Here is a 20,725-nt window from a genome sequence, read left to right as displayed (position 1 = left end):
GTTTGGCAACCCAGCCAACACCGACGGTTCTGAGAATAAAGCGTGGGTCCACGCCCATATTCAACTGGTAAAGCCACCAGCAGGTTGGAAATTATATTACCAACGAGACAATGGTTCGCTGACTCCGTACTCCGGCTTGCAAATGCATATTTTACTTGCGCCTATTTTTACAAACGTTATGAACGAGATATGGGCCTATGCCGCTGCACAATTGAACAACCCTACTGACGACGACATCCGCGCCTGGCTACACAAATACAGGTTGGATATCACCGCCGGCTGTTTTAATTTCAGACCCAACACCAGCGACCCCACGAAATTATCATTGCACAGTTATGGTATAGCCATTGATTGGGATCCGCTCCATAATCCGCGTAAGAAACCAATGACCAAAAGCTTGCCGGACTGGTGGTATGATATCTGGGTGAAACACGGTTGGAGCGACGGTCGGCATTTTCACACACCAGACCCAATGCACGTACAATTCGCTACCGGAGCCTGAAGGAATAATTAATCAGCCTATCCATTGATTTCGCGCTGGCGAATAGAGGCAAGAGTTCAAGAATCAAGACAAATATTCAAAAATAAAGCCCTTTAATTAATTTAAAGGGCTTTATGCTTTTTTATCTTATCGTCTTGCTTTCTGATTCTAAACTCCTGCTCCCGCTTAAGGGGGGCCGGGGGGCTTGCCATTATTAAAGCTCTTTCCTCAGCCTCGCTACCGGGATATTCATTTGTTCGCGGTATTTGGCTACCGTGCGGCGTGCGATGTTGTAGCCGGCATCTTTTAATATATCGGTTAGTTTTTCATCGGCAAGGGGGTGGCGTTTATCTTCCTGGCCAATGTGTTCTTCCAATATCTTCTTCACCTCTTTGTTTGATACCTCTTCACCGCTTTCGGTTTGGATAGCTTCACTGAAGAAGGATTTCAGCAGGAAGGTGCCATGTTCTGTTTGTACGTATTTGGAATTTGCTACGCGCGATACGGTGGAGATATCCATGCCTATCCGGTCGGCAATATCTTTTAAGATCATCGGCTTCAGGTTTTTATCATCGCCGGTTAAAAAGAAATCGTACTGGTATTGCATAATGGCGTTCATGGTTTTCAGCAGGGTTTGCTGGCGCTGTTTTATGGCGTCGATAAACCACTTGGCCGAATCGAGCTTCTGCTTTACAAACTGTACCGCTTCCTTTAGCTTTTTATCTTTTTGGGAAGCCTTATCGTAATGCTGAAACATCTCCTGGTAAGAGCGGCTCACTTTTAGTTCGGGCGCGTTTTTGGAGTTGAGCGTAAGTATCAGCGTGCCATCATTATTACTAATGTGGAAATCTGGTATCACCTGCATTTGCTTGGTGCTTACCTCATTGCTGTCGCCCGGTTTCGGGTTAAGTTTTAATATTTCGTTAACAACACCGCGCAACTCTATCGAGTTCATGTTTAACGAGCGCTCCAGCTTATCGTAGTGTTTGCGGGTAAATTCGTCCAGGTAATCCTCAACCACCATTATCGCTTTTTTGATGATAGGGTCGTTTGGGTCTTTTTTACGGAGCTGGATCAGCAGGCATTCCTGCAGGCTGCGTGCGCCAACACCCGCAGGGTCGAAGCTTTGGATCACCTTAAGCATATCCTCAACCTCTTCATCTTCGGCCATAACGTTCTGCGAAAAAGCCAGGTCGTCGGTTAACGACATGATGGGCCTGCGCAGGTAACCGTCATCATCCAGGCTGCCTATGATTTGCTTGCCAATGGCAAAATCTTTATCTGATACCGGCAGCAGGTCCAGCTGCGATTGCAGGCTCTCAAAAAACGAGCTTTGCACGGCAATAGGGATCTCTTTACGTTCGTCTTCATCATCACCGTTTTGGTCATACCGCGAACCGTAGTCGTTTACGTTATCTTCCTGCAGGTAATCATCAATATTAAACTCGTCCATTTCACCTTTTTCCTCGTCGCCGTTGTAGGTGTCTTCGTCGGGGTCGCGATCGGGGTATTGTTCCTCGGGTTCGTTTATATTGGCTAAGCTGATATCTTCAAGTGCGGGATTTTCTTCCAATTCTTCCTTAATACGCGTATCAAGCGATACGGTTGGCACCTGCAACAGCTTTATAAATTGTATTTGCTGCGGCGAAAGTTTTTGTAAAAGTTTTTGTTGAAGGTTCTGTTTAAGCATAATTAAGACAAGGGCAAAAGTACATCAATTACCTTAACTTATAAAATAAAGAAGCGGTAAGCAGTGTAAAGGTGTAAATGCTTTTAACTTTAATTTGTTTGCAATAGTCAAATATTGATAACTTTAAAAATACATAAACATTTACATTATGGGATTCTCAAAAGAATTTAAGGAGTTTGCCGTTCAGGGCAACGTTATTGATTTAGCAGTGGGGGTGGTTATCGGCGCGGCTTTCGGTAAGATAGTCACCTCTTTAGTGTCTGACGTGATTATGCCACCTATCGGATATCTTACGGGCGGCGTAGATTTTGCCGATAAAAAAATAGTACTTACTCCGGCAGATGCCACGGCGAAAGTAGCCGAGGTAGCCATTCATTACGGCCTGTTCATTAACGCAATTATCCAGTTTTTGATCATAGCCCTTTGCATATTTGCCGCGATAAAAACCATTAACGCGCTTAGAAGGAAAGAGGAGGAGGCCCCGTCTGCGCCACCTGCACCAAGTAAAGAAGAAGTTTTACTGGCTGAGATAAGGGATATTTTGGCTGCGAAGAAGTAATGTTGGCCAGGAGGATATTTACCGGAAGCATTGCGGCATTGATTCTTGTAAGTGGTTACGTATTTATACGTTACTCACATCGTTACAATTCGCATTATGAGATAGGCTCCTTAGTTGGTATTTGTGGCGGATTTATAGTTTTAATTGCTGTTAGGGTAAACGGCCAGACATCGGAAGAACAGCGCAATTCAATCATCGTTACTTCAATAGGGCTAATGGTTAGTTGCGTTTTAGGAGCGTATGGATTGAGATGGGCTTACAAAAAATACGAACTTGCAGCGCACGGGCTGGTTGCAAAAGGCACGGTTATTGGATTTAACCGCAAGACTATAAAAGGCGCACTTAGCTACCACGCAATTGTCGATTATGAATTTAATAACCAGGCTTACACACAGCAGTTCAGGGATGACGATTATGTGTTTCTCACCTCAGATTCAGTTACAATGTTGTGTTCATCAACCGACCCGGAACTTTGTACGATAACAGCTTATCAACGAAATGGGGTTCAAATAAAATGGTGAATGTAGGTTTTTTCAAGCGTGAAGCGTTATCGCTACCAGATTCGGTTGAAGATGCGCATTTCGAAAATCGCTCGTTCAAAATATCTAAAAAAATATTTGCCACACTGAACGCTGCGGAAAACCGGGCAACCGTAAAGCTATCCCCGGCCGACCAGGATATCTTTTGCCTTGCCGATAATAATAGCGTTTATCCTGTACCCAACAAATGGGGTAAACTGGGGTGGACACATATAAACCTGCAAATAGTTAAACCGGAGATGTGCACCGAACTATTGAAAGTAGCTTATTGCGAAGTAGCGCCAAAGAAGTATGCTGCGTTAATTAATTTTGATGAGTAACGAACCAATTAACGCGAAAGCAAATTTCAACTAATGAACTAATGAACTAATGAACTAAAACGTCTTCGGCAACTTAGGATTAGTCAGAATAATATAGTCGCCAAACTTGGTAAACTTGCCCCAATCCGGTGTCTCGAAGCTATCATCTGCGTACGCCTGGGTATTGATCACTTTAATACCAGGCGCATATTTCTTTAGCTGCGCAACCGTCCCCAGTTTTTCCTCGCTGTGGAAGCCGCCATTCACCTGGAATATTTTGATGCCTTTGTTGGCTTTGTAAAACCGGGCTATGGAGTAGGCCATGGTAGCATCCCACAGGTTTTGCGATTGATATACTTTCATGGGGCCGCCATGGCCACCCATTATCTCACCAAATTTTTCATAGTAGCGGCCCGTGGCGGTATCAATTGGCAGGGGAGGGAGCCAGCTTTTTGCTGTGGCATCCAGTTTTTGCAGGTCGCCCAGCCCAACGCGGGTAACCATATTGGTGTAGCGGGTAGGGGCATTGGCGGCAATAACCGGCAAGTGGTTGTCTTTGGCAGCATCAACCATTGCGCGGTAGTCTTTATAGTTTTTCCAGGCGCGGCCTTCGGTGATCAGGTTCTTCTCGCGGATAAACCCAGCGAGGTATTCATTCAAAACGGTTTGGCAATCGGTTTGGAACATCTCCATCGATAGCGCCATTTTTGCCGGGTATTTCTCGATCAGTTTTTTAAATATCAGCGCTTCCAAATAGTGCCCGGTGCTGTCGTTATGCTCCTCGCCAAAGAAAAGCACGTCGGCTTTTGCCATATCGTTCACCATATCATCTATAGTCGCAGGGGCGTTTTTGGCCGTATTGTATACCTTATAGTGCGCAGCCATGGGGTCCTGGCAAAAGGCAGCGATCGGCAATATCAGAAACAAAAGGGCGGCAGTAAATTTCATAGCTTAAACAGGGATGTTAATATGTTAATAAATACGCGTTATCAAATTACAACATTTCTATTTGAATAAACTAAAAAATACGCTACATTTGCACTCTTGTTTTTTAAAAGGAAGATTAAGGATAATAAGAATAAAATATAGCCATGAAAAGAACGTTTCAGCCCTCACAAAGGAAAAGAAGAAATAAACACGGTTTCCGTGAGCGCATGTCAACTGCTAACGGCAGAAGGATATTAGCAGCAAGAAGAGCCAAAGGCCGCAAAAGATTGTCAGTTTCTGACGAGCGCAGCCACAAAGCTTAATCTACTGGTTGTTTCTCCTTATTAAATAAGGGGCCGAACCGGTTACAAGCTTAATTTAGGTTCAGCACTAACAACTATGCATACTTTTAAAAAAGAAGAACGGTTATGTAACAAGAAGCTTATCGACGGGCTTTTTCATAACGGTTCTTCTTTTTTATGTTACCCCTTCAGGGCTTCCTGGATGCTCTCGGATCCCGGGCAGCAATTCCCCGTGCAGGTATTATTCGCGGTAGCTAAGAAGCGCTATAAACGCGCCGTAGACCGTAATTTGATAAAGCGCCTCATGCGCGAAGCCTACCGCTTAAACAAACAATCGCTTTTATACTCACCGCTTACCGATGCCGATAAACGTATAGTTTTATCCATTGGCTATATTGGTAAGGAGATAAGCGATTATTCGTTCATCGAAAAAAAGATGCTGAAGCTTTTAGCGCAAATGGCGGCGGAGGTATCCAAATGAAATTTTTGTGGGATATATTTGCCGGCCTTATTGGTGGTGTTTTTTTGCTGCTGATAAAGTTTTACCAGTACTTTATATCGCCATTAACCGGGGCATCGTGCCGTTATACGCCAACATGCTCGCAGTACGGCGTAGATGCCATAAAAAAATACGGGGCCTTTAAAGGCGGTTGGCTAACCATAAAACGCATAGCCAGTTGTAATCCATGGGGCGGACACGGGCACGATCCGGTACCATGATATTGGTTCATAGTTGATGGTTCATGGTTAATGGCACCAACCTGGTGCGTAATTTTCCTAATAAACTGTCAACCAAAATCACCCATGAACCATCATCTATGAACTATGAACCATTTACTAACATGACCATACTACAAATAGAAACCGCCACTACCTCCTGCTCCGTAGCGCTTGCGCGTAATGGGGAGGTGCTGGGTTTTAAAGAGATAGACCAGCGTAATATACATGCCGAGGTTATCACCGTTTATATTGACGGACTGGTAAGGGCGGCCGGCATTACTTATGCCGATATTGATGCTGTTGCGGTAAGTTGCGGGCCGGGGTCGTACACGGGTTTACGTATAGGGGTGTCTACAGCCAAGGGACTTTGCTTTGCGCTGGATAAGCCGCTGATAGCCGTAGAAACTTTAACAGCTATGGCCAATGGTGTTGCACAGGATGATGCCGGAATGCTGTTATGCCCTATGATAGACGCACGCCGCATGGAAGTGTTCACCGCTGTATTTGATGCGCAAGGTAATACAATTAAACCCACAGCTGCCGAAATTGTAGATAGTAATAGCTTTGCAGATGTGCTGGCTGCTCATAAAATTTTATTTTTTGGTGATGGTGCCGAAAAATGCAGGGAGGCTTTGGGCCAAAACCCCAATGCCCACTTTTTACCGGGCTTCACAAACTCGGCAGTTCATCTTACTGCCATAGCCCTTACTAAATTCAATAAAAAAGATTTTGTGGATGTGGCCTATTTTGAGCCCTATTACCTTAAGGATTTTATTGCAGGTAAAAAAGCAAACGCCTAATACTCGTCGTCTTTCCCGAAGATGCGGCTAAACATCCGTTTAAAGAACCCCGGCTTATTTTCAATTGGGATAAAGCTGGCGTTAAGCGGATGCTCTATCAGCGGGCCAAATTTAAAGGTAACACCCAAAAATATATCGGCTGCAGTATAAGAAGCATTACGGTTTATTTGTGAATTACTTTTGGCGGATGCCAACACCAGGCTGCCTGTTTGAAACAGCCTTTCGCTACCAATAAAAAACTCTGCATTGGGTGTTTTTATCATAAACTGGCCGCCTAAACTCAATAACTTATAATTGTTGTAAGCTGTGGTAAACGTTAGCGTGTAATTATTATGCGTTATGGGGTTAACCAATGCAGCGGTAAAGCCATCGAAAAATACTTCCTTTGACAGTATCAGCGTAGGTGAGTACCGGTATTGGCTGTTGTAATCTAACCAGTATGTTTTGTTGGCACTGATCTCAAATTTGGCATTTGTAGCGGTTACAAATGATCCTAAAACCTCGTTGGTTTTTGCCACGTTTTTTGCCGCTTCGTAAATATTACGTTCGCGCCTTGAAGTAGAAAAGGCGGAGATGGTGTCCATCGACGCGAAGTCATACGTGGTCGACCGGCTGCTCCAACGGATAAAACCAAGATCTTTTACATTGAATTGCAGGTTAAAAGCATCGCGTGTACGTAACGAAACACCCGCGCCGATGGCTGCCCCGGGGTTTCTCAATGTGGGCAGGTAATCATGCGTAGTAAAACCACCCGGTACATAGTTTAATTTGTATTTACCGGTCATGGATAAAAAAGCCTGGTCGTTCGGCCTGTCTATATCCAGGGCAGAAGTGGCGACATCTATCTTTTGATAGCGGAACCCCATCAAAGCGCTTAGCTTAACGCCCACGGCAAATTTTTTGTTTATTTTTTCGCGGTAGCTGAAACTAACCTGGTGATAGGCCTGGTAGGTTCCGCTGTTATTAAAAATATTATCGTAATGGTCGTCTGCGAACGCGGTAGGGCCATTAAATAAAGCTACAGATTCATCACTGAAAAGGCCCCTTCCTTCTGCCTTTGTTTGGGTGGATATACCAATCTCGGCATCACCATCCAGGTTGGTATACGCCTTATACATAATGGAGTAATAATTGATGTTGGCGTTGAAACGGTTAAACCTGTTCTCGCCAAATTTTAAATTGGTAGTGGTATAATTTCCTAAAAAGGCCCTGGTTTTTAATGGTACCTGCGAATTACCCGTTAAAAACGAGTTTACCGAAAAGTTTGGCAAAAAGAAGTTGAAGGCGTATTTTCTGCTGGAATCGGGCGTGAAGGAGGCACGCGAGGGGTTTTCGAAAGAATCGTAAAGGGTGCCGGTGTTGTATTGAGAAAATTGTTGGCCAAAAGAATGGAGTGTAAAAAGTAGTAAGGAAAGTGCCAATAAAAATTTCTTCATAAAATCTCGCCGTATCTATGCTCGCGCTAAACGCCCCTAAATATATAAATGCAATTTGACTTGGGGGTTAGCTTAGCCAAATATTATACCTTTTAACGGAATAAAGCGCTTAGGGTTGTATTTATTGGAGACTTTTGGCTGTTTTAACACTACCGGTTGTATCAATTGCATTTTGCAACATACAGAAATTGGTATAAAAGTTATTATCGGTAGCGGTAAGCTGGTAAGATGCGGCGTAAAAGTTTTCCAGCGATAATTTGTTGCTTCTGTAAGCATTAAAGAAATTGTCTTTCAGGTCGTTCTCTAATATCAATTGGGCATTTTTAAAGTTGATAAAAAACGTAACGTTGCTGCGCTCGCCCATTAAATTATCAAAGCGATTGTATTGTACAGTTTTGTTTAAAAATTTACGGTTAAGGTAACTATCGCTGTAGCTATCCAATTCTTTTAAGCTATTTGCCAGTACCAGGTAGTTATCAATAATGCGGAAGTACGGGCGTTTAAAAGAATTGAAAGCATCACCTAATAAAAAGTAGGGGAGTTTATTATAATTAAACTCGCCGGTTTCGTCATTTATCATGGTGCTTATGTTGGTCATCACCGGGCGCAACTTCGAACCATCTTTTATGGCTATCAGGGCAAACCGCTCGCGGTAACGTGTGGTAACCACTGCAAATTCATTGCTTAATTCTCTGCTAAACTCTGTCCGCAGGTCGATCCCCGTTTCGGCTTTTATACGTGTAAAGAGGGTATCCTTCTCTGTTTTTAAACCGGCTTTATCATGAAACACTGCCAGGTCGGCAAGGAATTTTACCGGGTTAGAAACAGCCATATCCATAGAGTAAGCGATGGTTGAAGGGAAGATCTCCTTCAGGTTGTTTAGTACCGGTAGCTGGCTGGTAAACAGGTTTAGGTAACTTGCCGGTTTATCGGTTTGTATATTGGTGTACCCGTTAAACATCAATGCATCTGTTTTATAATTAAGGTTTAACGCGGCCGACGCAGGCAGTAGCCGGAAGCTTTTAAACAGGTCTTGGTTTTTGCTTTTAAACAACTGATCGAATAAGGGCGAGAGCTGGCTGTAGTTGATGTATAAATTGGCCAGCGAGTTTGAGTTTTGCTGATCGGGCAGGGGGATGAACGTTTCGGTTTCTTTATCGTTTTTGTATAAGGCGGCCCTGGTAAGTAATTCTTTAGAGAAACTTGCTGAGTAGATGTTTTCGTCGGTATTAATAATATAAAAGCGCTTTTTTAATTGGGCGAAGAAGATAGTGTAGCCCTTTTTTTCGTCGATAGTTAGTGGGCTTATCAACATGCCGGTCTTCTTTTGTTTGGCAAGGGCATCAAATGCAACCATATCTGCATCTTTTGCGGCTGCTGCTGTAAGCAGTAATTCTGTTTCGGGCTGGCCGGATGAGTGGAGCGAGATGAAAATATTGCTGCCATCAAACAGCTGCTGCAATAAGGGATTGGCGAAGAGTGTTTTTCTAACAATGTCCAGCTCGCTCATTTTTTGTTCGCCAACCAAGCTGCCCAGTAAAGTATTGTCGGCAAAAATATCGTAAAAACCCTTATCGTTGCTAAACTCAAACACGGCAACGGCACTATCCGGAATGGTACGCATAATATTGCCGGCGTGCATACCTGATGACTTTAAGCTTTTAAAGTACTTAACGGTAATATACCCGGTTGCGGCAACTAAAATAAGTGTAAATAGAATGAGTTTTTTCATCTCGGTTTTGCGAACGCAAGTTAGAATTTTACCGTACCACAATAAAGTAATACTTTCATTTGGTTAACTTAGCCTTTTATATCTGCATGAACAAACAAATTATTATAACCGCGGCGCTGTTTGGCGCTATTGCTGTTATTTGTGGCGCTTTTGGGGCGCATGCCCTAAAGGGATCGCTTGAGCCCCGGCAATTGGAAGTATGGCAAACCGCGGTGCAATACCAGTTCTACCACGTTTTAGCCTTGTTGTTTTTGTCCACGTTTTCCCAGTTTAAAAATGGGCCGTTAATTGCCACTTATTATTTGTTCACATTTGGTATTATCCTTTTCTCGGGCTCGCTTTATTTACTGGCTTGCCGCGACCTGCTGAAAATGCCCGGCCTAAAGGCCATTGGCCCGGTTACTCCTGTTGGTGGCTTGCTGTTTATAATTGGCTGGGTAACACTGGCACTTGCCGCTTTCCGAAACAAATAACCTGATGTTAGAATTTGCTGAGGTGCAGCTGCACAACCGTAAAACGCTTTTTGTTGAGGTGATATTGCCTTTGGCTATCAGCCGCAACTATACCTATCGAGTGCCGTTCGAGATGAACGATGCAGCCGTAGTGGGTAAAAGGGTGGTGGTGCAGTTTGGCAAAAGCAAGCTCTACACGGCCATTATCGCAGCCATCAGCGAGCATGCGCCAGAAAAATACGAAGCGAAATACATTATCGAAATATTGGACGATGCACCGGTAGTTACCCAACGACAGCTGCAGTTTTGGCACTGGCTTGCCGAATATTATATGTGCAATGAAGGAGAAGTGATGAACGCAGCTTTGCCTTCGGCCCTAAAACTGGCCAGCGAAACAAAGGTGATGCTGAACCGGGAGTTTGAGTACGATAAAACCCAACTGAACGATAAGGAATACCTCATTACCGAAGCGCTTGATATTCAGCCGGAGTTAACGGTAAGCGATATTGTGAAACTGCTGGGCCAAAAAACGGTAATGCCGATATTGAAATCGCTTTTCGAGAAGAATATCATTACGATATCCGAAGAAGTAAGCGAACGGTATAAGCCGCGCAAGAAAACTTATATCACTTTAAACCCCGTTTACCACAACTCCGACAACCGTAAAGAGCTTTTTGAGATCCTGGAAAAGCGCGCGCCAAAACAAGCCGATGCGCTGCTGACCTACCTGAAATTATCGCGCCAGCAAAAAGCGGTAGCAAAAAACGAGTTGATAGAAGAAAGCGGTGCGGGCGAGTCAAGTATCAAATCTCTTATAGAAAAGGAGGTGTTTTTTGCCGAGCACAAAACGATAAGTCGCCTTGGCTATGAAGAAGACGACGAGGCGATAAGCAATTTTACGCTGAGCGAAGCCCAGCAACTGGCTTTGGGCGAAGCACAGCAATATTTTGAAAAGAAGGACGTGGTGCTGCTGCATGGCGTAACAGCCTCGGGTAAAACGCAGATCTATATCAAGCTGATAGAAGAGATGATAGCAACCGGCCGGCAGGTACTTTATTTGCTGCCCGAAATTGCTTTAACTACTCACATCATCGAAAGGTTGCGCATTTATTTTGGTGGTACCATAGGTGTTTATCACTCGCGCTTTAATGATAACGAGCGGGTGGAGGTTTGGCAAAAGGTTCTTCGTAATGAATACAAGGTTGTGCTTGGCGCGCGCTCGTCGGTATTCCTGCCTTTTCATGATCTGGGATTGATCATTGTAGATGAAGAACACGAAACCTCCTATAAACAATACGACCCCGCGCCACGATACAATGCCCGCGATACAGCTATTTATTTGGCTAACATGCACAGCGGCAAAGTGCTTTTAGGCTCGGCTACACCCTCGTTTGAAACTTATTACAATGCGCGCACCCATAAATATGGCCTGGTTGAACTAACCGAGCGTTACGGCGGTGTACAGTTGCCCTTGGTGGAGGTAGTAAGCATTTCTAAAGAACTGAAGCAAAAAACCATGCAATCGCACTTTACCAGCGTGCTGATGGCGGATATGCAGCTGGCGCTGGAGAACAAAGAACAGGTGATCCTCTTCCAAAACCGCAGGGGTTATGCGCCGGTGCTGATGTGCCGGGTTTGTGCCTACACCCCAAAATGTATCAACTGCGATGTGAGCCTTACCTACCACAAACATACTACCAAGCTGCATTGCCATTATTGCGGTTACAAAGAAGATACGCCATCGGTTTGCCCTGCATGTGGTTCTACTCATTTAGAATACAAGGGATTTGGTACCGAGAAGGTAGAGGATGAATTATCGGTATTAATGCCCGATGTTCGCCTGGCGAGGATGGACCTGGATACCACTCGCTCCCGCAATTCGCTGCAAACCATTTTGAATAATCTGGAAGAAAAAAAGATAGATATATTAATAGGTACCCAAATGGTTGCCAAAGGGCTCGATTTTGCGGATGTAACCGTGATAGGCATAATTAATGCCGATAGCCTTTTAAAATATCCCGACTACCGTGCCAATGAGCGCAGCTTCCAGATGCTGGCGCAGGTGAGCGGCAGGGCAGGTCGCCGGGGCAAGCAGGGTAAAGTAGTTATACAAACCTACGACCCCGGCCACCGCGTGATAAAACAGGTGATAGAGAACGACTACGCCGACCTGTACTTTACGGAAATGGAAGAGCGCAAAAGCTTTAAATACCCGCCATTTTACCGCATTATCAGTGTAGATGTAAAGCACAAGAACCCCGAGATATTATATAACCAGGCCGAATATCTTACCAACGAACTCCGCAAGCACTTCGGCGACCGTGTCATAGGCCCTGAAGCGCCGCTTATCAACCGCATCCGCAACTACTACATCAAAACCATTATGCTGAAGTTTGAGCGGGATAGTATCTCTGTAGTAAAGGCAAAAGCCTTAATGCGCGATGTGATCACGCAATTTCAGACCACGAAGTTGAGTAAGGGATGTATTGTGCAGCCGGATGTTGATCCCTATTAATGGTTGTGTATAACTATTTCGCCTCTTAGTCAACTAAATAAAGCTAAATCTTTTGGCAAACTTATTAGGTTAATCGTTAAATCCTTTAATCGTGTTAATTTTGTAACGATGGCGTACAAGTTTATTGATAATTACCGCGAGCAAGGTGCACGAAAAAGACTGGTTGAGGTTTTACGAAAAAAAGGAATTGAAGACGAGCGGGTATTAACAGCCATTGGCAAAGTACCCCGGCACTATTTTTTTGATGAAACTTTTTGGAACCAGGCTTACAAGGACATTGCCTTCCCGATAGGGGCAGGGCAAACCATTTCGCAGCCTTATACGGTAGCTTATCAAACCGAATTGCTCCACATTCGTAAAGGCGATAAAGTATTAGAGATTGGCACCGGCTGTGGTTATCAAACCTGTGTATTGATGGAGGTTGGTGCCAAAGTATTCACCATAGAGCGCCAGGAAAAACTTTACGAACGTACCATACAAGTATTGCCTTATATGGGTTACAAGCCAAAATTCTTTTTGGGCGATGGCTCGATAGGCATAGCAAGTGATGCGCCGTATGACAAGATCATTGTAACCGCCGGCGCCCCAACCGTGCCCGATCTGCTATTAAAACAGCTCAATATCGGCGGTATTTTAGTTATCCCCGTTGGCGACGAAAAATCCCAGAAAATGGTTACCGTATTAAAAACCAGCGAAAATGATTACGAAAGGCATGTGCTGGATACCTTTAGATTTGTGCCGTTAGTAGGGGATAGGGCGTGGTGAGCCAGTTGGCAGTTTTCAGATAACGGTTTGCAGTCAGTAAAGCGCTGCAAACTGCAAACTGCAAACTGCAAACTGCAAACTGCAAACTGCAAACTGCAAACTGCAAACTGCAAACTGCAAACTACCTTTTCATCGCCCTATCCATCTCAATCTTCGTATCGCGCTCCTTCATGGTCTCGCGCTTGTCGAAGGTTTTTTTACCTTGTGCAAGGCCTATTTCTACTTTGGCAAAACCACGCTCGCTGATAAACAAGGCAAGGGGGATAATGGTTAACCCTTTTTCCTCACCACGGGTAAGTAGTTTTTTTAGTTCTTTTTTGTTGAGCAGCAGCACGCGATCGCGTTTGGCCTCGTGATTGTAGAACGAGCCGAAGGAATACTCGGAAATATGCAGATTACGGATGTAAAGCTGGTTGCCAATAAAAGTGCAAAAAGCATCGTTCACGTTGGCTTTACCTTCACGGATGGATTTTATCTCGGTACCCAGCAGTTGTATACCCGCTACGTATTTATCTAGTATGTGGTACTCAAAGTATGCCTTTTTATTCTTGATGTAGATATCCTGCTTCATTACGCTGCAAATATGCAAATTATTTTGCGGCCGGCTTAACAACCAGCACCGGTACATTTACCTTGTGCCTTACGCTGTTAACGGTGGTGCCAAATATCAGGTCCTTAAGCGCTTTGTGCCCATGCGAACCCATTACAATAAAATCGATGCCTTCGGTATTAACAATTTCGGCAATAGCAGTTGCCGCAACACCATAGCCTATCCTGGCTTCCACTTTGTAATTTAGTTTGGTTAAGGCATCCACATACTTTTCTAAATTGTTTACGTCGCTTTGGGTTTCGTTGTCCATTACCTGTTTGCCGTAGTACCGTGCACCGGCCGTTTCTACCACGTGTATCAGGCTGTACCTGGCCTTCTTGCCGCCCTGCATTAAAGCATGGCGTATACAGTCCTGGTCGTTCTTAGAGAAATCGATCGTTACTGCAATATGGTTGTAATGTACGGGCTCCAAATTATCCAGCGAAGCCGCGATACCATGGGGGATGTAAACTCGCTGATCGGTATGTTTCCATAACAGCGGGCGCAGGAAAACGTAAAGCAGCAGCGCCGCAACACCAACAGCTATCGGCGTTATTACAAAGTGCACTAAATTGGCCGAGCCCTGGTTAGCATCTGCCCAGTTGCCTATCTCTTGTATAACCAGCCTTGCATTCAATCCAACTATCAACACTGCAAATACCCAGGCCAAAACCCTTAAAGGCAGGCTGGTAGCAAATTTGCCCATCCGTTTTTTATCAGATGTAAAATGGATCAGCGGGATAATGGCAAAACCCAGTTGCAGGCTTAACACCACCTGGCTTAGTATCAACAGCTTGCCTAACCCTTCTTCGCCGGCATACAATATGGTGAAAAACGCGGGCACTATGGCAAATATCCGGGTGATCAAACGCCGTAGCCATGGCGCAATACGCAGGTTTAAGTGCCCCTCCATAATAATTTGCCCGGCAAGTGTACCGGTTACGGTGGAGCTTTGCCCGGCGGCTATCAGCGCTATAGCAAACAGTGCCGGTGCCAGCTTACCAAAGATATTGCTAAGCAATTTATGCGCATCCTGTATTTCGGCCACCTCGTGGTAGCCCCTGCCAAAAAAGGCGGTTGCTGCCAGTATCAGTATCGCGGCATTTACAAAAAAGGCAAGGTTAAGCGCGATGGTGGTATCCCAAAAGTTATAACGGATGGCGGTTTTGATGCCTTCTTCCGTGCGGTCTATCTTCCTGGTTTGCACCAGTGATGAGTGGAGGTAAAGATTATGCGGCATTACTGTGGCACCGATAATACCAATGGCTAAATACAAAGACCGCTCATTTAATGCCGTGGGGATAAAACCTTTGGCAACATCTATTACATGTGGCTGCACAATAAACATCTCCAATAAAAAGGCCAGCCCTACAATAAATATCAATGAGATAATAAATCCTTCCAGCTTGCGCATCCCTTTGTTCAGTAAAAACAAAAGCAGCAGGGTATCCAACATGGTAATAGATACGCCCCATATCAGGGGCAGGCCAAATAGCAGGTTTAAACCGATGGCCATGCCTATCACCTCTGCCAGGTCGCAGGCGATTATAGAGATCTGCGCCAATATGTATAGGCAAAAATTCACAAAACGCGGGTACGAGTGCTTGGATGCCTGCGCCAGATCAAGCCCGCGCACTATGCCCAGCCTTACGCAAAGGTTCTGCAAAAGCAGGGCAATCATATTTGATAACAACAACACCCATATTAGCTTGTAACCAAACTGGCTGCCGGCAGCCAAATCCGTTGCCCAGTTGCCGGGATCCATATAACCTACACTTACCAAATAGGCCGGGCCTAAAAAGGAAAGCAATTTGCGCCAGCCGGTTTTATTTTCGGTACCTACCGAGTTGTGTACATTGCCTAACGATTCGTTTGTTATCATATAGCTATTAAAAGGTTATTGGCCACCTCGCGGCTTATTTGTAAAGTTTTGTTATCCATTTGCAGTACTACTGTGTTATCGTAACTGATAACCTCTTTTATCATTATTTTTTTGCCGATGATGAGCCCCTGTTTCTCCAGGTATTGTAAAAATACTGACGTGTGGTCCCTAACTCCCGAAATGATACCCCCGGCACTAACAGCCAGCGCTGAAATTGGTTTAAGATCATTTGTTTTAAACTGCCCGTTGCAATCGGGGATCGGGTCGCCGTGCGGGTCGCGCTTTGGGAAGCCCATAAACTCATCCAGCCGGTCTATTAATTCGTTAGAGGAGATATGCTCCATTTCTTCGGCCATATCGTGCACCTCATCCCATTTAAAATTCAGCTTCTCTACCAAAAAGTACTCCCAAAGCCGGTGCTTACGGATGATGTTGATAGCCACTTTTTCGCCGGCCTCGGTAAGGCTCACGCCCTGGTAGCGGGTATAATTAATGAGGGTTTTATCTGACAGCTTGCGCAACATATCTGTAACCGACGAGGCTTTTGTTTCCAGCGATGCCGCTATTTGGTTAGTGCTCACGTTTTCTGTAAGCGAGGCTAACTTATAGATGGCCTTTAAGTAATTTTCCTCGGCTAATGTATTCATTTAGGCAAATATAATATTATTTTTAGACTCGTCTAAAAAAATGAAATTATTCTTAAATTGTTTTGTTAAATGATATTTATATGGAATTATATTTTGTGTGAAGCAGATTATTTTATATTTGCATGTACCATGGCAGCTGAATTAGATAAGATAGACCTCCAAATACTCAAGATATTACAAGAAAACGGCCGCATAACCAACTTGCAGCTATCTAACGAAATAGGGCTTTCGCCGGCACCTACGTTAGAACGTGTGCGCAAACTGGAGAACGCCGAGTACATTAAAAGCTATCACGCTTTAGTGGACGAGGAGAAATTGGGTTTGGGCATTAAGACCTTTATACAGATCTCACTGGATTTTCATCAGAAGAATACCATCCAAACATTTTTGGACGAGATCCAAACTATTAAAGAAGTTACCGAGTGCCATCACGTAACCGGGCAATGCGATTTTCTGCTGAAGGTATACGTGCGCGATATTAAATCGTACGAACGCCTTATTATGGATAAGATAAGCCGCATCACCGTGGTAAAAACTTTCCAAACCATGATGATCATGAGCACCAGCAAGAAAGAGCCGATAGTGCCGCTGGAATATTAGAAATTAGATACAAGAATTCAAGAGCCAGGAATCAAGACTTTTTTTTGATTCCTGGCTTTTTTGTGTCTCGTACCTTAATTGTTTTGCCTTTAAATATCCGCTGTAACACAATTATGGTTTTAATGGTCTAAACAGCAATGAAACTTAAAAACCTACCCTGGATCCCATTCGCTTTTTTTGCCATTGCTATTGGCCTGTATCCCTTACTTTATTTTTTGGTCGATATGCGGTCGAACGGTTTATTGCAGTCAAAACCAAAAGCTATTCTGAATAGTGATATCTGGAACACCGCTTTTTATATTCACATTATTTTTGGCGGGGTGGCCCTTTTAATCGGCTGGACGCAATTTAGCGCCCGTTTACGCCGGCGTTACTTACAAATACACCGCGTAGTGGGTAAAGTATATGTTATAGCTGTGGCGCTGAGTAGTATAGCGGCCTTATACATCGCGTTTTTTGCTACAGGCGGACTGATTTGTGTATTGGGCTTTGGCTCGTTAGCCATTATCTGGCTAATTAGTGACGTAAAAGCATATACCACTATAAGGCAGGGCCATGTCAGTCTACACCAAAAATGGATGATCTGTAATTATGCGCTCACGTTTGCAGCTGTTACCTTGCGTATTTGGTTGCCGCTACTATCAGCCTTTGTGTTTCATGATTTTATCCCTGCCTATCGCATTGTTTCGTGGCTGTGTTGGGTGCCTAATCTTGTAGTCGCCCTTATCATTGTAAATAAAAGGAATGGTATCTCCAGTCCCCAAACCCCCTGAATGTGGAACAAAGTTTTAATAAAGTCCTTTGACGAATGTTAAAGGGCTTTCACTTTTGAAAAACTCCCTCTTCAGGGGGGCGTGGGGGCCGCGCTTGGGCTCATATCTGCCAATCGATTTCTTCCTTACCCTCTTTCTTCAAAAACTCATTTGTTTTAGAAAACGGTTTGGATCCGAAGAACCCGCCGTGGCTTACCGCCAGGGGCGAAGGATGGGTTGATTTAATGATGAGGTGGTTATTGTTGGGATTAATGAGCACGCTTTTTGATTGGGCGTAGGCACCCCAAAGAATAAACACCAGGCCGGTCTTCTCGTCCGACAGGGTTTTGATGGCGGCATCGGTAAATTTTTCCCAGCCTTTTTTTTGATGCGAGCCGGCAGTAGCCGCGCGAACAGTTAGCGTTGCGTTTAATAATAGTACGCCTTGTTCGGCCCATTTGGTGAGGTCGCCGGTTTGGGGGATGCGGAAGCCGGGGATATCGGTAGCTAATTCTTTATAAATGTTTTTTAAGGATGGTGGAACTGGTACCCCTTCGCGTACCGAAAAGGAAAGCCCGTGTGCCTGGTTGGGGCCGTGGTAAGGGTCTTGCCCGATAATTACTACCTCTACCTTATCAAAAGGTGTAATATTAAAAGCGTTAAAAATTTCCTTGTTTTTTGGGTAAGTAATATGGCCGGCTTCCTTCTCCTGCATCAGGAAATTTTTCAGATCCAGCATATACGGTTTTGTTAATTCGGTGCCGATGGCTTTCTGCCAGCCGGGCTCTAATTCTCCTGCCATAAATATTAATACAGATGTTTTATTTAGCTTACAAATAACGATATTTGCACTTTGATTATACTAATACAAATTATGTCGAATATAGTTAGGTTAATTATTGCTTGTGTTACAATGGGTGGCGGTGTTGCCCTGTGTGTGTTTGGTTTTTGGGGATGGGGGATACCTGTGTTTTTAATTGGCGGTTTAATACTGCTTACCTTCTTTTTTAACGAGAACATGCTGATTGCGCAGTACTACCTGCGTAAAGAAAATACCGATGAATCCGGAAAATGGCTGCTAAAAATTACCGACTACGAAAAACAACTGTATAAAGGCCAGCATGGTTACTACAACCTGCTTATCGGCTTGATAGAATCGCGCAAGGCGCCGCTAAAATCTGAGAAATACTTTAAGAAGGCGCTAAGCCTGGGAATGGGCATGAGCCACAACACTGCGCTGGCTAAACTGAGCCTTGCAGGTATTGCGATGGCAAAACGCGATAAGCGTAACGCCGAAATTTATTTAAAGGAAGCTGCTAAGGACGATAAGAACAAACTGCTTGCCGACCAGATAAAAATGATGAAAGGCCAGATGGCACAGATGGATAAGCAGCAGGTAGTACGCGGCGGCTTCCGTCAGCAGAAATTCTAAGCAGGAAAGATCTTATTTCTCGTCGAGCGAGCTGAAATAATCCGGCTCCGAAGAATGATTTTGATTTGCGGCGATATGCCTGTCTACCACATTAAAAGCTTTCTCTTCGGATGGCTCGGCCACCTCCACCATTTTAAGCAGGCTGCGTATAAACGATAGATTGAAAGTATTTCTGTTTAGTTTTATCAGGTATTCGTTTTCGGTTATCTCGAGGATCGAATTAGTCATGGTATTCTTATTAGTGTGTTTGATATAAAGTTAAACATGTTAGTTAAAACGAAAGTTTGGTTAGTTTTATCATTCTGTTAAGGAATTGTAATTAACCGGGCCAATTGTTTTTCACAATTGTGGAAGACCGGTGTTGATAAAACTATCAGGAATAGAATGAGTTACAAATTTCTATTTGTGTGTAATAAGCCTTAATTCACACTTTATTGTTTTAATCATAACGAACAGCGTGAATTTATTGCGGCGTTTGTTGCAATTGAGTTAATGCAAACCTCCCGGCTTTTATCAGCAAATATTTAGGCCTATAAACATGCCTTTTCTGAACGGATTTGGACATGATTATATCCAATTGCGGTGGACTCTGCTACTTCCTGTCAGATTTGCGAATATCTTTCGCGCTATTAAAAGTTGCCAAACAACTATTCAGCGATTTACCTTGTTTATAAATGCAATCACAGAAAACCTGGCAGGCCGCGGGGTTTTTGCTGCCGGCACATTGATTTCTGCACTCTTCTTCAGAGTTACCCGGCACTATCTCATATAAATAGAAGTACCGATGATGATAAATGCTATGATTGCTAAGGAGCCTCCAAAAAACCAGATCCGAAGGCGCACACCCAGCGGTCTTTTTAACACAGGGGGCTCTGTTTCAGGCTGCTTAAATGGCAAAATGTGTTTCAACCGGTCGTAATTCCAGGCCAATAAAAACAAACTGGCCAATAACATAAAGGTGATGCCCCGGGTACCGTCAAACCGGGTAGCATAAGTAAGCACGCAAATATTAACGATAAAGGCAAAATACATCAATGCACCCAGAAGGGACGTTCTCGGGATCAGCAATAATATAGCTGTTATAATTTGAGCAATTCCAATAAAGGTATAGTAATACCCGGTAACATGTAAAGCATCGAAGTAATGCCCTAAAGGATTGTTAGACGGCAGGCCGGCGGCGAATCTTTCACCTGCGATCTTGACATAGCCTGCGGGAATAAAGCTCGCTGCTAAGGCGACGCGGCAGAAAACAGCAAATCGCTTAAACCACTTATCGGCCTTTGCCTCATAGTATAGTTCTTCAAGTCTATTCATAACGATATATTAAAACATAAGAGGCCGAATTTTTTTGGTGGTTTTACGCCAAACGTCATGCTTTTTTACGGGTGATTATTTTATTGAGGAGATAATAAAGAACTAAGGCTATCACAGTCCAGTATAAAGCAAACGCGAAAACTAAAATTGGCGGTGCCGGATCCGGATCTGTAAATAATGGCAATAAAGGGCCTATCAAAGCAATTTTGATAGGGTATATAATTGTGGCTGCCGTACTCTTCCAGGCAATTGCCGATCCTGTTCCCGGGAACCACTCGCCGTTTACGGGAAA

Annotated in this window: 24 protein-coding genes; 14 read left to right on the top strand and 10 right to left on the bottom strand. The window is 44.1% G+C overall.

What is annotated here, in order from left to right; all coding sequences use genetic code 11:
• Positions 1 to 178 precede the first annotated feature (178 nt).
• Positions 179 to 502, top strand: a complete 324-nt coding sequence (locus IDJ77_RS03315) for a M15 family metallopeptidase (RefSeq protein ID WP_191187511.1) — start codon at positions 179 to 181, stop codon at positions 500 to 502.
• A 193-nt stretch (positions 503 to 695) separates the two neighbouring features.
• Here IDJ77_RS03315 and rpoN read toward each other — a convergent pair whose 3' ends face one another.
• Positions 696 to 2,171 carry an RNA polymerase factor sigma-54 gene (gene rpoN / locus IDJ77_RS03310; protein ID WP_191187510.1) on the bottom strand — a complete coding sequence of 492 codons (1,476 nt, stop codon included), beginning with the start codon at positions 2,169 to 2,171 and terminating at the stop codon, positions 696 to 698.
• Between the two features lie 148 nt (positions 2,172 to 2,319).
• Here rpoN and mscL point away from each other — a divergent pair, with 148 nt between their 5' ends.
• The 3 genes from mscL to IDJ77_RS03295 are packed head-to-tail and all read left to right on the top strand — an operon-like array spanning position 2,320 to position 3,589.
• A complete protein-coding gene (gene mscL, locus IDJ77_RS03305) occupies positions 2,320 to 2,730 on the top strand; it encodes a large-conductance mechanosensitive channel protein MscL (RefSeq protein ID WP_191187509.1) in 411 nt (136 codons plus the stop codon).
• Positions 2,730 to 3,251: a hypothetical protein gene (locus tag IDJ77_RS03300; RefSeq protein WP_191187508.1), complete on the top strand. Its 522-nt coding sequence runs from the start codon at positions 2,730 to 2,732 to the stop codon at positions 3,249 to 3,251. The genes mscL and IDJ77_RS03300 overlap by 1 nt, the downstream gene beginning before the upstream one ends.
• Positions 3,245 to 3,589 (top strand): MmcQ/YjbR family DNA-binding protein, encoded by a 345-nt coding sequence (locus IDJ77_RS03295; protein ID WP_191187507.1) that lies wholly within the window; start codon positions 3,245 to 3,247, stop codon positions 3,587 to 3,589. The genes IDJ77_RS03300 and IDJ77_RS03295 overlap by 7 nt, the downstream gene beginning before the upstream one ends.
• A 54-nt stretch (positions 3,590 to 3,643) precedes the next feature.
• Here IDJ77_RS03295 and IDJ77_RS03290 read toward each other — a convergent pair whose 3' ends face one another.
• Positions 3,644 to 4,516 (bottom strand): ChaN family lipoprotein, encoded by an 873-nt coding sequence (locus IDJ77_RS03290; protein ID WP_191187506.1) that lies wholly within the window; start codon positions 4,514 to 4,516, stop codon positions 3,644 to 3,646.
• A 143-nt stretch (positions 4,517 to 4,659) separates the two neighbouring features.
• On the opposite strand from IDJ77_RS03290, the gene rpmH reads away from it, so the two are divergent.
• The 4 genes from rpmH to tsaB all read left to right on the top strand — a co-directional run bounded on the left by rpmH (position 4,660) and on the right by tsaB (position 6,317).
• The gene (gene rpmH, locus IDJ77_RS03285) at positions 4,660 to 4,818 is read left to right on the top strand and encodes a 50S ribosomal protein L34 (protein ID WP_096351641.1); all 159 of its coding nucleotides are present in this window, start codon (positions 4,660 to 4,662) and stop codon (positions 4,816 to 4,818) included.
• Positions 4,819 to 4,894: 76 nt separating this feature from the next.
• Complete coding sequence (locus tag IDJ77_RS03280) at positions 4,895 to 5,278, top strand: ribonuclease P protein component (RefSeq protein WP_191187505.1); 384 nt, start codon at positions 4,895 to 4,897, stop codon at positions 5,276 to 5,278.
• Entirely contained in the window at positions 5,275 to 5,517 is a 243-nt protein-coding gene (gene yidD, locus IDJ77_RS03275; protein ID WP_191187504.1) for a membrane protein insertion efficiency factor YidD, read from the top strand. The genes IDJ77_RS03280 and yidD overlap by 4 nt, the downstream gene beginning before the upstream one ends.
• Positions 5,518 to 5,615: 98 nt before the next feature.
• Positions 5,616 to 6,317 carry a tRNA (adenosine(37)-N6)-threonylcarbamoyltransferase complex dimerization subunit type 1 TsaB gene (tsaB, locus tag IDJ77_RS03270; RefSeq protein WP_224750948.1) on the top strand — a complete coding sequence of 234 codons (702 nt, stop codon included), beginning with the start codon at positions 5,616 to 5,618 and terminating at the stop codon, positions 6,315 to 6,317.
• Here the strand turns inward: tsaB and IDJ77_RS03265 are convergent.
• Together IDJ77_RS03265 and IDJ77_RS03260 are read right to left on the bottom strand one after the other, a co-directional pair.
• On the bottom strand, positions 6,314 to 7,753 hold the full coding sequence (locus IDJ77_RS03265) for a DUF5723 family protein (RefSeq protein WP_191187503.1): 1,440 nt from the start codon (positions 7,751 to 7,753) through the stop codon (positions 6,314 to 6,316). The two genes, tsaB and IDJ77_RS03265, sit on opposite strands and share 4 nt — an antisense overlap.
• A 121-nt stretch (positions 7,754 to 7,874) precedes the next feature.
• Positions 7,875 to 9,485: a hypothetical protein gene (locus IDJ77_RS03260; protein ID WP_191187502.1), complete on the bottom strand. Its 1,611-nt coding sequence runs from the start codon at positions 9,483 to 9,485 to the stop codon at positions 7,875 to 7,877.
• A gap of 86 nt (positions 9,486 to 9,571) precedes the next feature.
• On the opposite strand from IDJ77_RS03260, the gene IDJ77_RS03255 reads away from it, so the two are divergent.
• The 3 genes from IDJ77_RS03255 (at position 9,572) to IDJ77_RS03245 (ending at position 13,217) form a co-directional block, all read left to right on the top strand.
• Positions 9,572 to 9,958, top strand: a complete 387-nt coding sequence (locus IDJ77_RS03255; RefSeq protein WP_191187501.1) for a DUF423 domain-containing protein — start codon at positions 9,572 to 9,574, stop codon at positions 9,956 to 9,958.
• 4 nt (positions 9,959 to 9,962) lie between these two features.
• A complete protein-coding gene (gene priA / locus IDJ77_RS03250; protein ID WP_191187500.1) occupies positions 9,963 to 12,452 on the top strand; it encodes a replication restart helicase PriA in 2,490 nt (829 codons plus the stop codon).
• A 108-nt stretch (positions 12,453 to 12,560) separates the two neighbouring features.
• Positions 12,561 to 13,217 (top strand): protein-L-isoaspartate(D-aspartate) O-methyltransferase, encoded by a 657-nt coding sequence (locus tag IDJ77_RS03245; RefSeq protein WP_191187499.1) that lies wholly within the window; start codon positions 12,561 to 12,563, stop codon positions 13,215 to 13,217.
• A 121-nt stretch (positions 13,218 to 13,338) separates the two neighbouring features.
• Here IDJ77_RS03245 and smpB read toward each other — a convergent pair whose 3' ends face one another.
• From smpB to IDJ77_RS03230, 3 genes are read right to left on the bottom strand one after another with little or no spacing between them, the layout of a single operon-like run.
• Complete coding sequence (gene smpB, locus IDJ77_RS03240) at positions 13,339 to 13,788, bottom strand: SsrA-binding protein SmpB (RefSeq protein WP_128533165.1); 450 nt, start codon at positions 13,786 to 13,788, stop codon at positions 13,339 to 13,341.
• Positions 13,789 to 13,807: 19 nt separating this feature from the next.
• Complete coding sequence (locus IDJ77_RS03235; RefSeq protein ID WP_191187498.1) at positions 13,808 to 15,688, bottom strand: Nramp family divalent metal transporter; 1,881 nt, start codon at positions 15,686 to 15,688, stop codon at positions 13,808 to 13,810.
• On the bottom strand, positions 15,685 to 16,335 hold the full coding sequence (locus IDJ77_RS03230) for a metal-dependent transcriptional regulator (RefSeq protein WP_191187497.1): 651 nt from the start codon (positions 16,333 to 16,335) through the stop codon (positions 15,685 to 15,687). The genes IDJ77_RS03235 and IDJ77_RS03230 overlap by 4 nt, the downstream gene beginning before the upstream one ends.
• A 129-nt stretch (positions 16,336 to 16,464) precedes the next feature.
• Between IDJ77_RS03230 and IDJ77_RS03225 the strand changes: the two genes are divergently transcribed.
• Entirely contained in the window at positions 16,465 to 16,935 is a 471-nt protein-coding gene (locus tag IDJ77_RS03225; protein WP_191187496.1) for an Lrp/AsnC family transcriptional regulator, read from the top strand.
• 137 nt (positions 16,936 to 17,072) lie between these two features.
• Positions 17,073 to 17,708 (top strand): DUF2306 domain-containing protein, encoded by a 636-nt coding sequence (locus IDJ77_RS03220; RefSeq protein WP_191187495.1) that lies wholly within the window; start codon positions 17,073 to 17,075, stop codon positions 17,706 to 17,708.
• 100 nt (positions 17,709 to 17,808) lie between these two features.
• Here the strand turns inward: IDJ77_RS03220 and ung are convergent, their stop codons facing one another.
• Positions 17,809 to 18,489, bottom strand: a complete 681-nt coding sequence (gene ung, locus IDJ77_RS03215) for a uracil-DNA glycosylase (protein WP_191187494.1) — start codon at positions 18,487 to 18,489, stop codon at positions 17,809 to 17,811.
• 72 nt (positions 18,490 to 18,561) lie between these two features.
• Between ung and IDJ77_RS03210 the strand changes: the two genes are divergently transcribed.
• Positions 18,562 to 19,119 carry a DUF2892 domain-containing protein gene (locus tag IDJ77_RS03210; protein WP_191187493.1) on the top strand — a complete coding sequence of 186 codons (558 nt, stop codon included), beginning with the start codon at positions 18,562 to 18,564 and terminating at the stop codon, positions 19,117 to 19,119.
• Between the two features lie 12 nt (positions 19,120 to 19,131).
• Here IDJ77_RS03210 and IDJ77_RS03205 read toward each other — a convergent pair whose 3' ends face one another.
• Both IDJ77_RS03205 and IDJ77_RS03200 read right to left on the bottom strand, forming a co-directional pair.
• Complete coding sequence (locus tag IDJ77_RS03205) at positions 19,132 to 19,347, bottom strand: hypothetical protein (protein WP_191187492.1); 216 nt, start codon at positions 19,345 to 19,347, stop codon at positions 19,132 to 19,134.
• Between the two features lie 531 nt (positions 19,348 to 19,878).
• The gene (locus IDJ77_RS03200) at positions 19,879 to 20,433 is read right to left on the bottom strand and encodes a hypothetical protein (protein WP_224750947.1); all 555 of its coding nucleotides are present in this window, start codon (positions 20,431 to 20,433) and stop codon (positions 19,879 to 19,881) included.
• Positions 20,434 to 20,725: the final 292 nt, after the last annotated feature.

It is taken from the genome of Mucilaginibacter pankratovii, from assembly GCF_014773265.1.
Classification (GTDB): domain Bacteria; phylum Bacteroidota; class Bacteroidia; order Sphingobacteriales; family Sphingobacteriaceae; genus Mucilaginibacter; species Mucilaginibacter pankratovii.
This window is presented reverse-complemented; position numbering and strand designations above follow the sequence as displayed.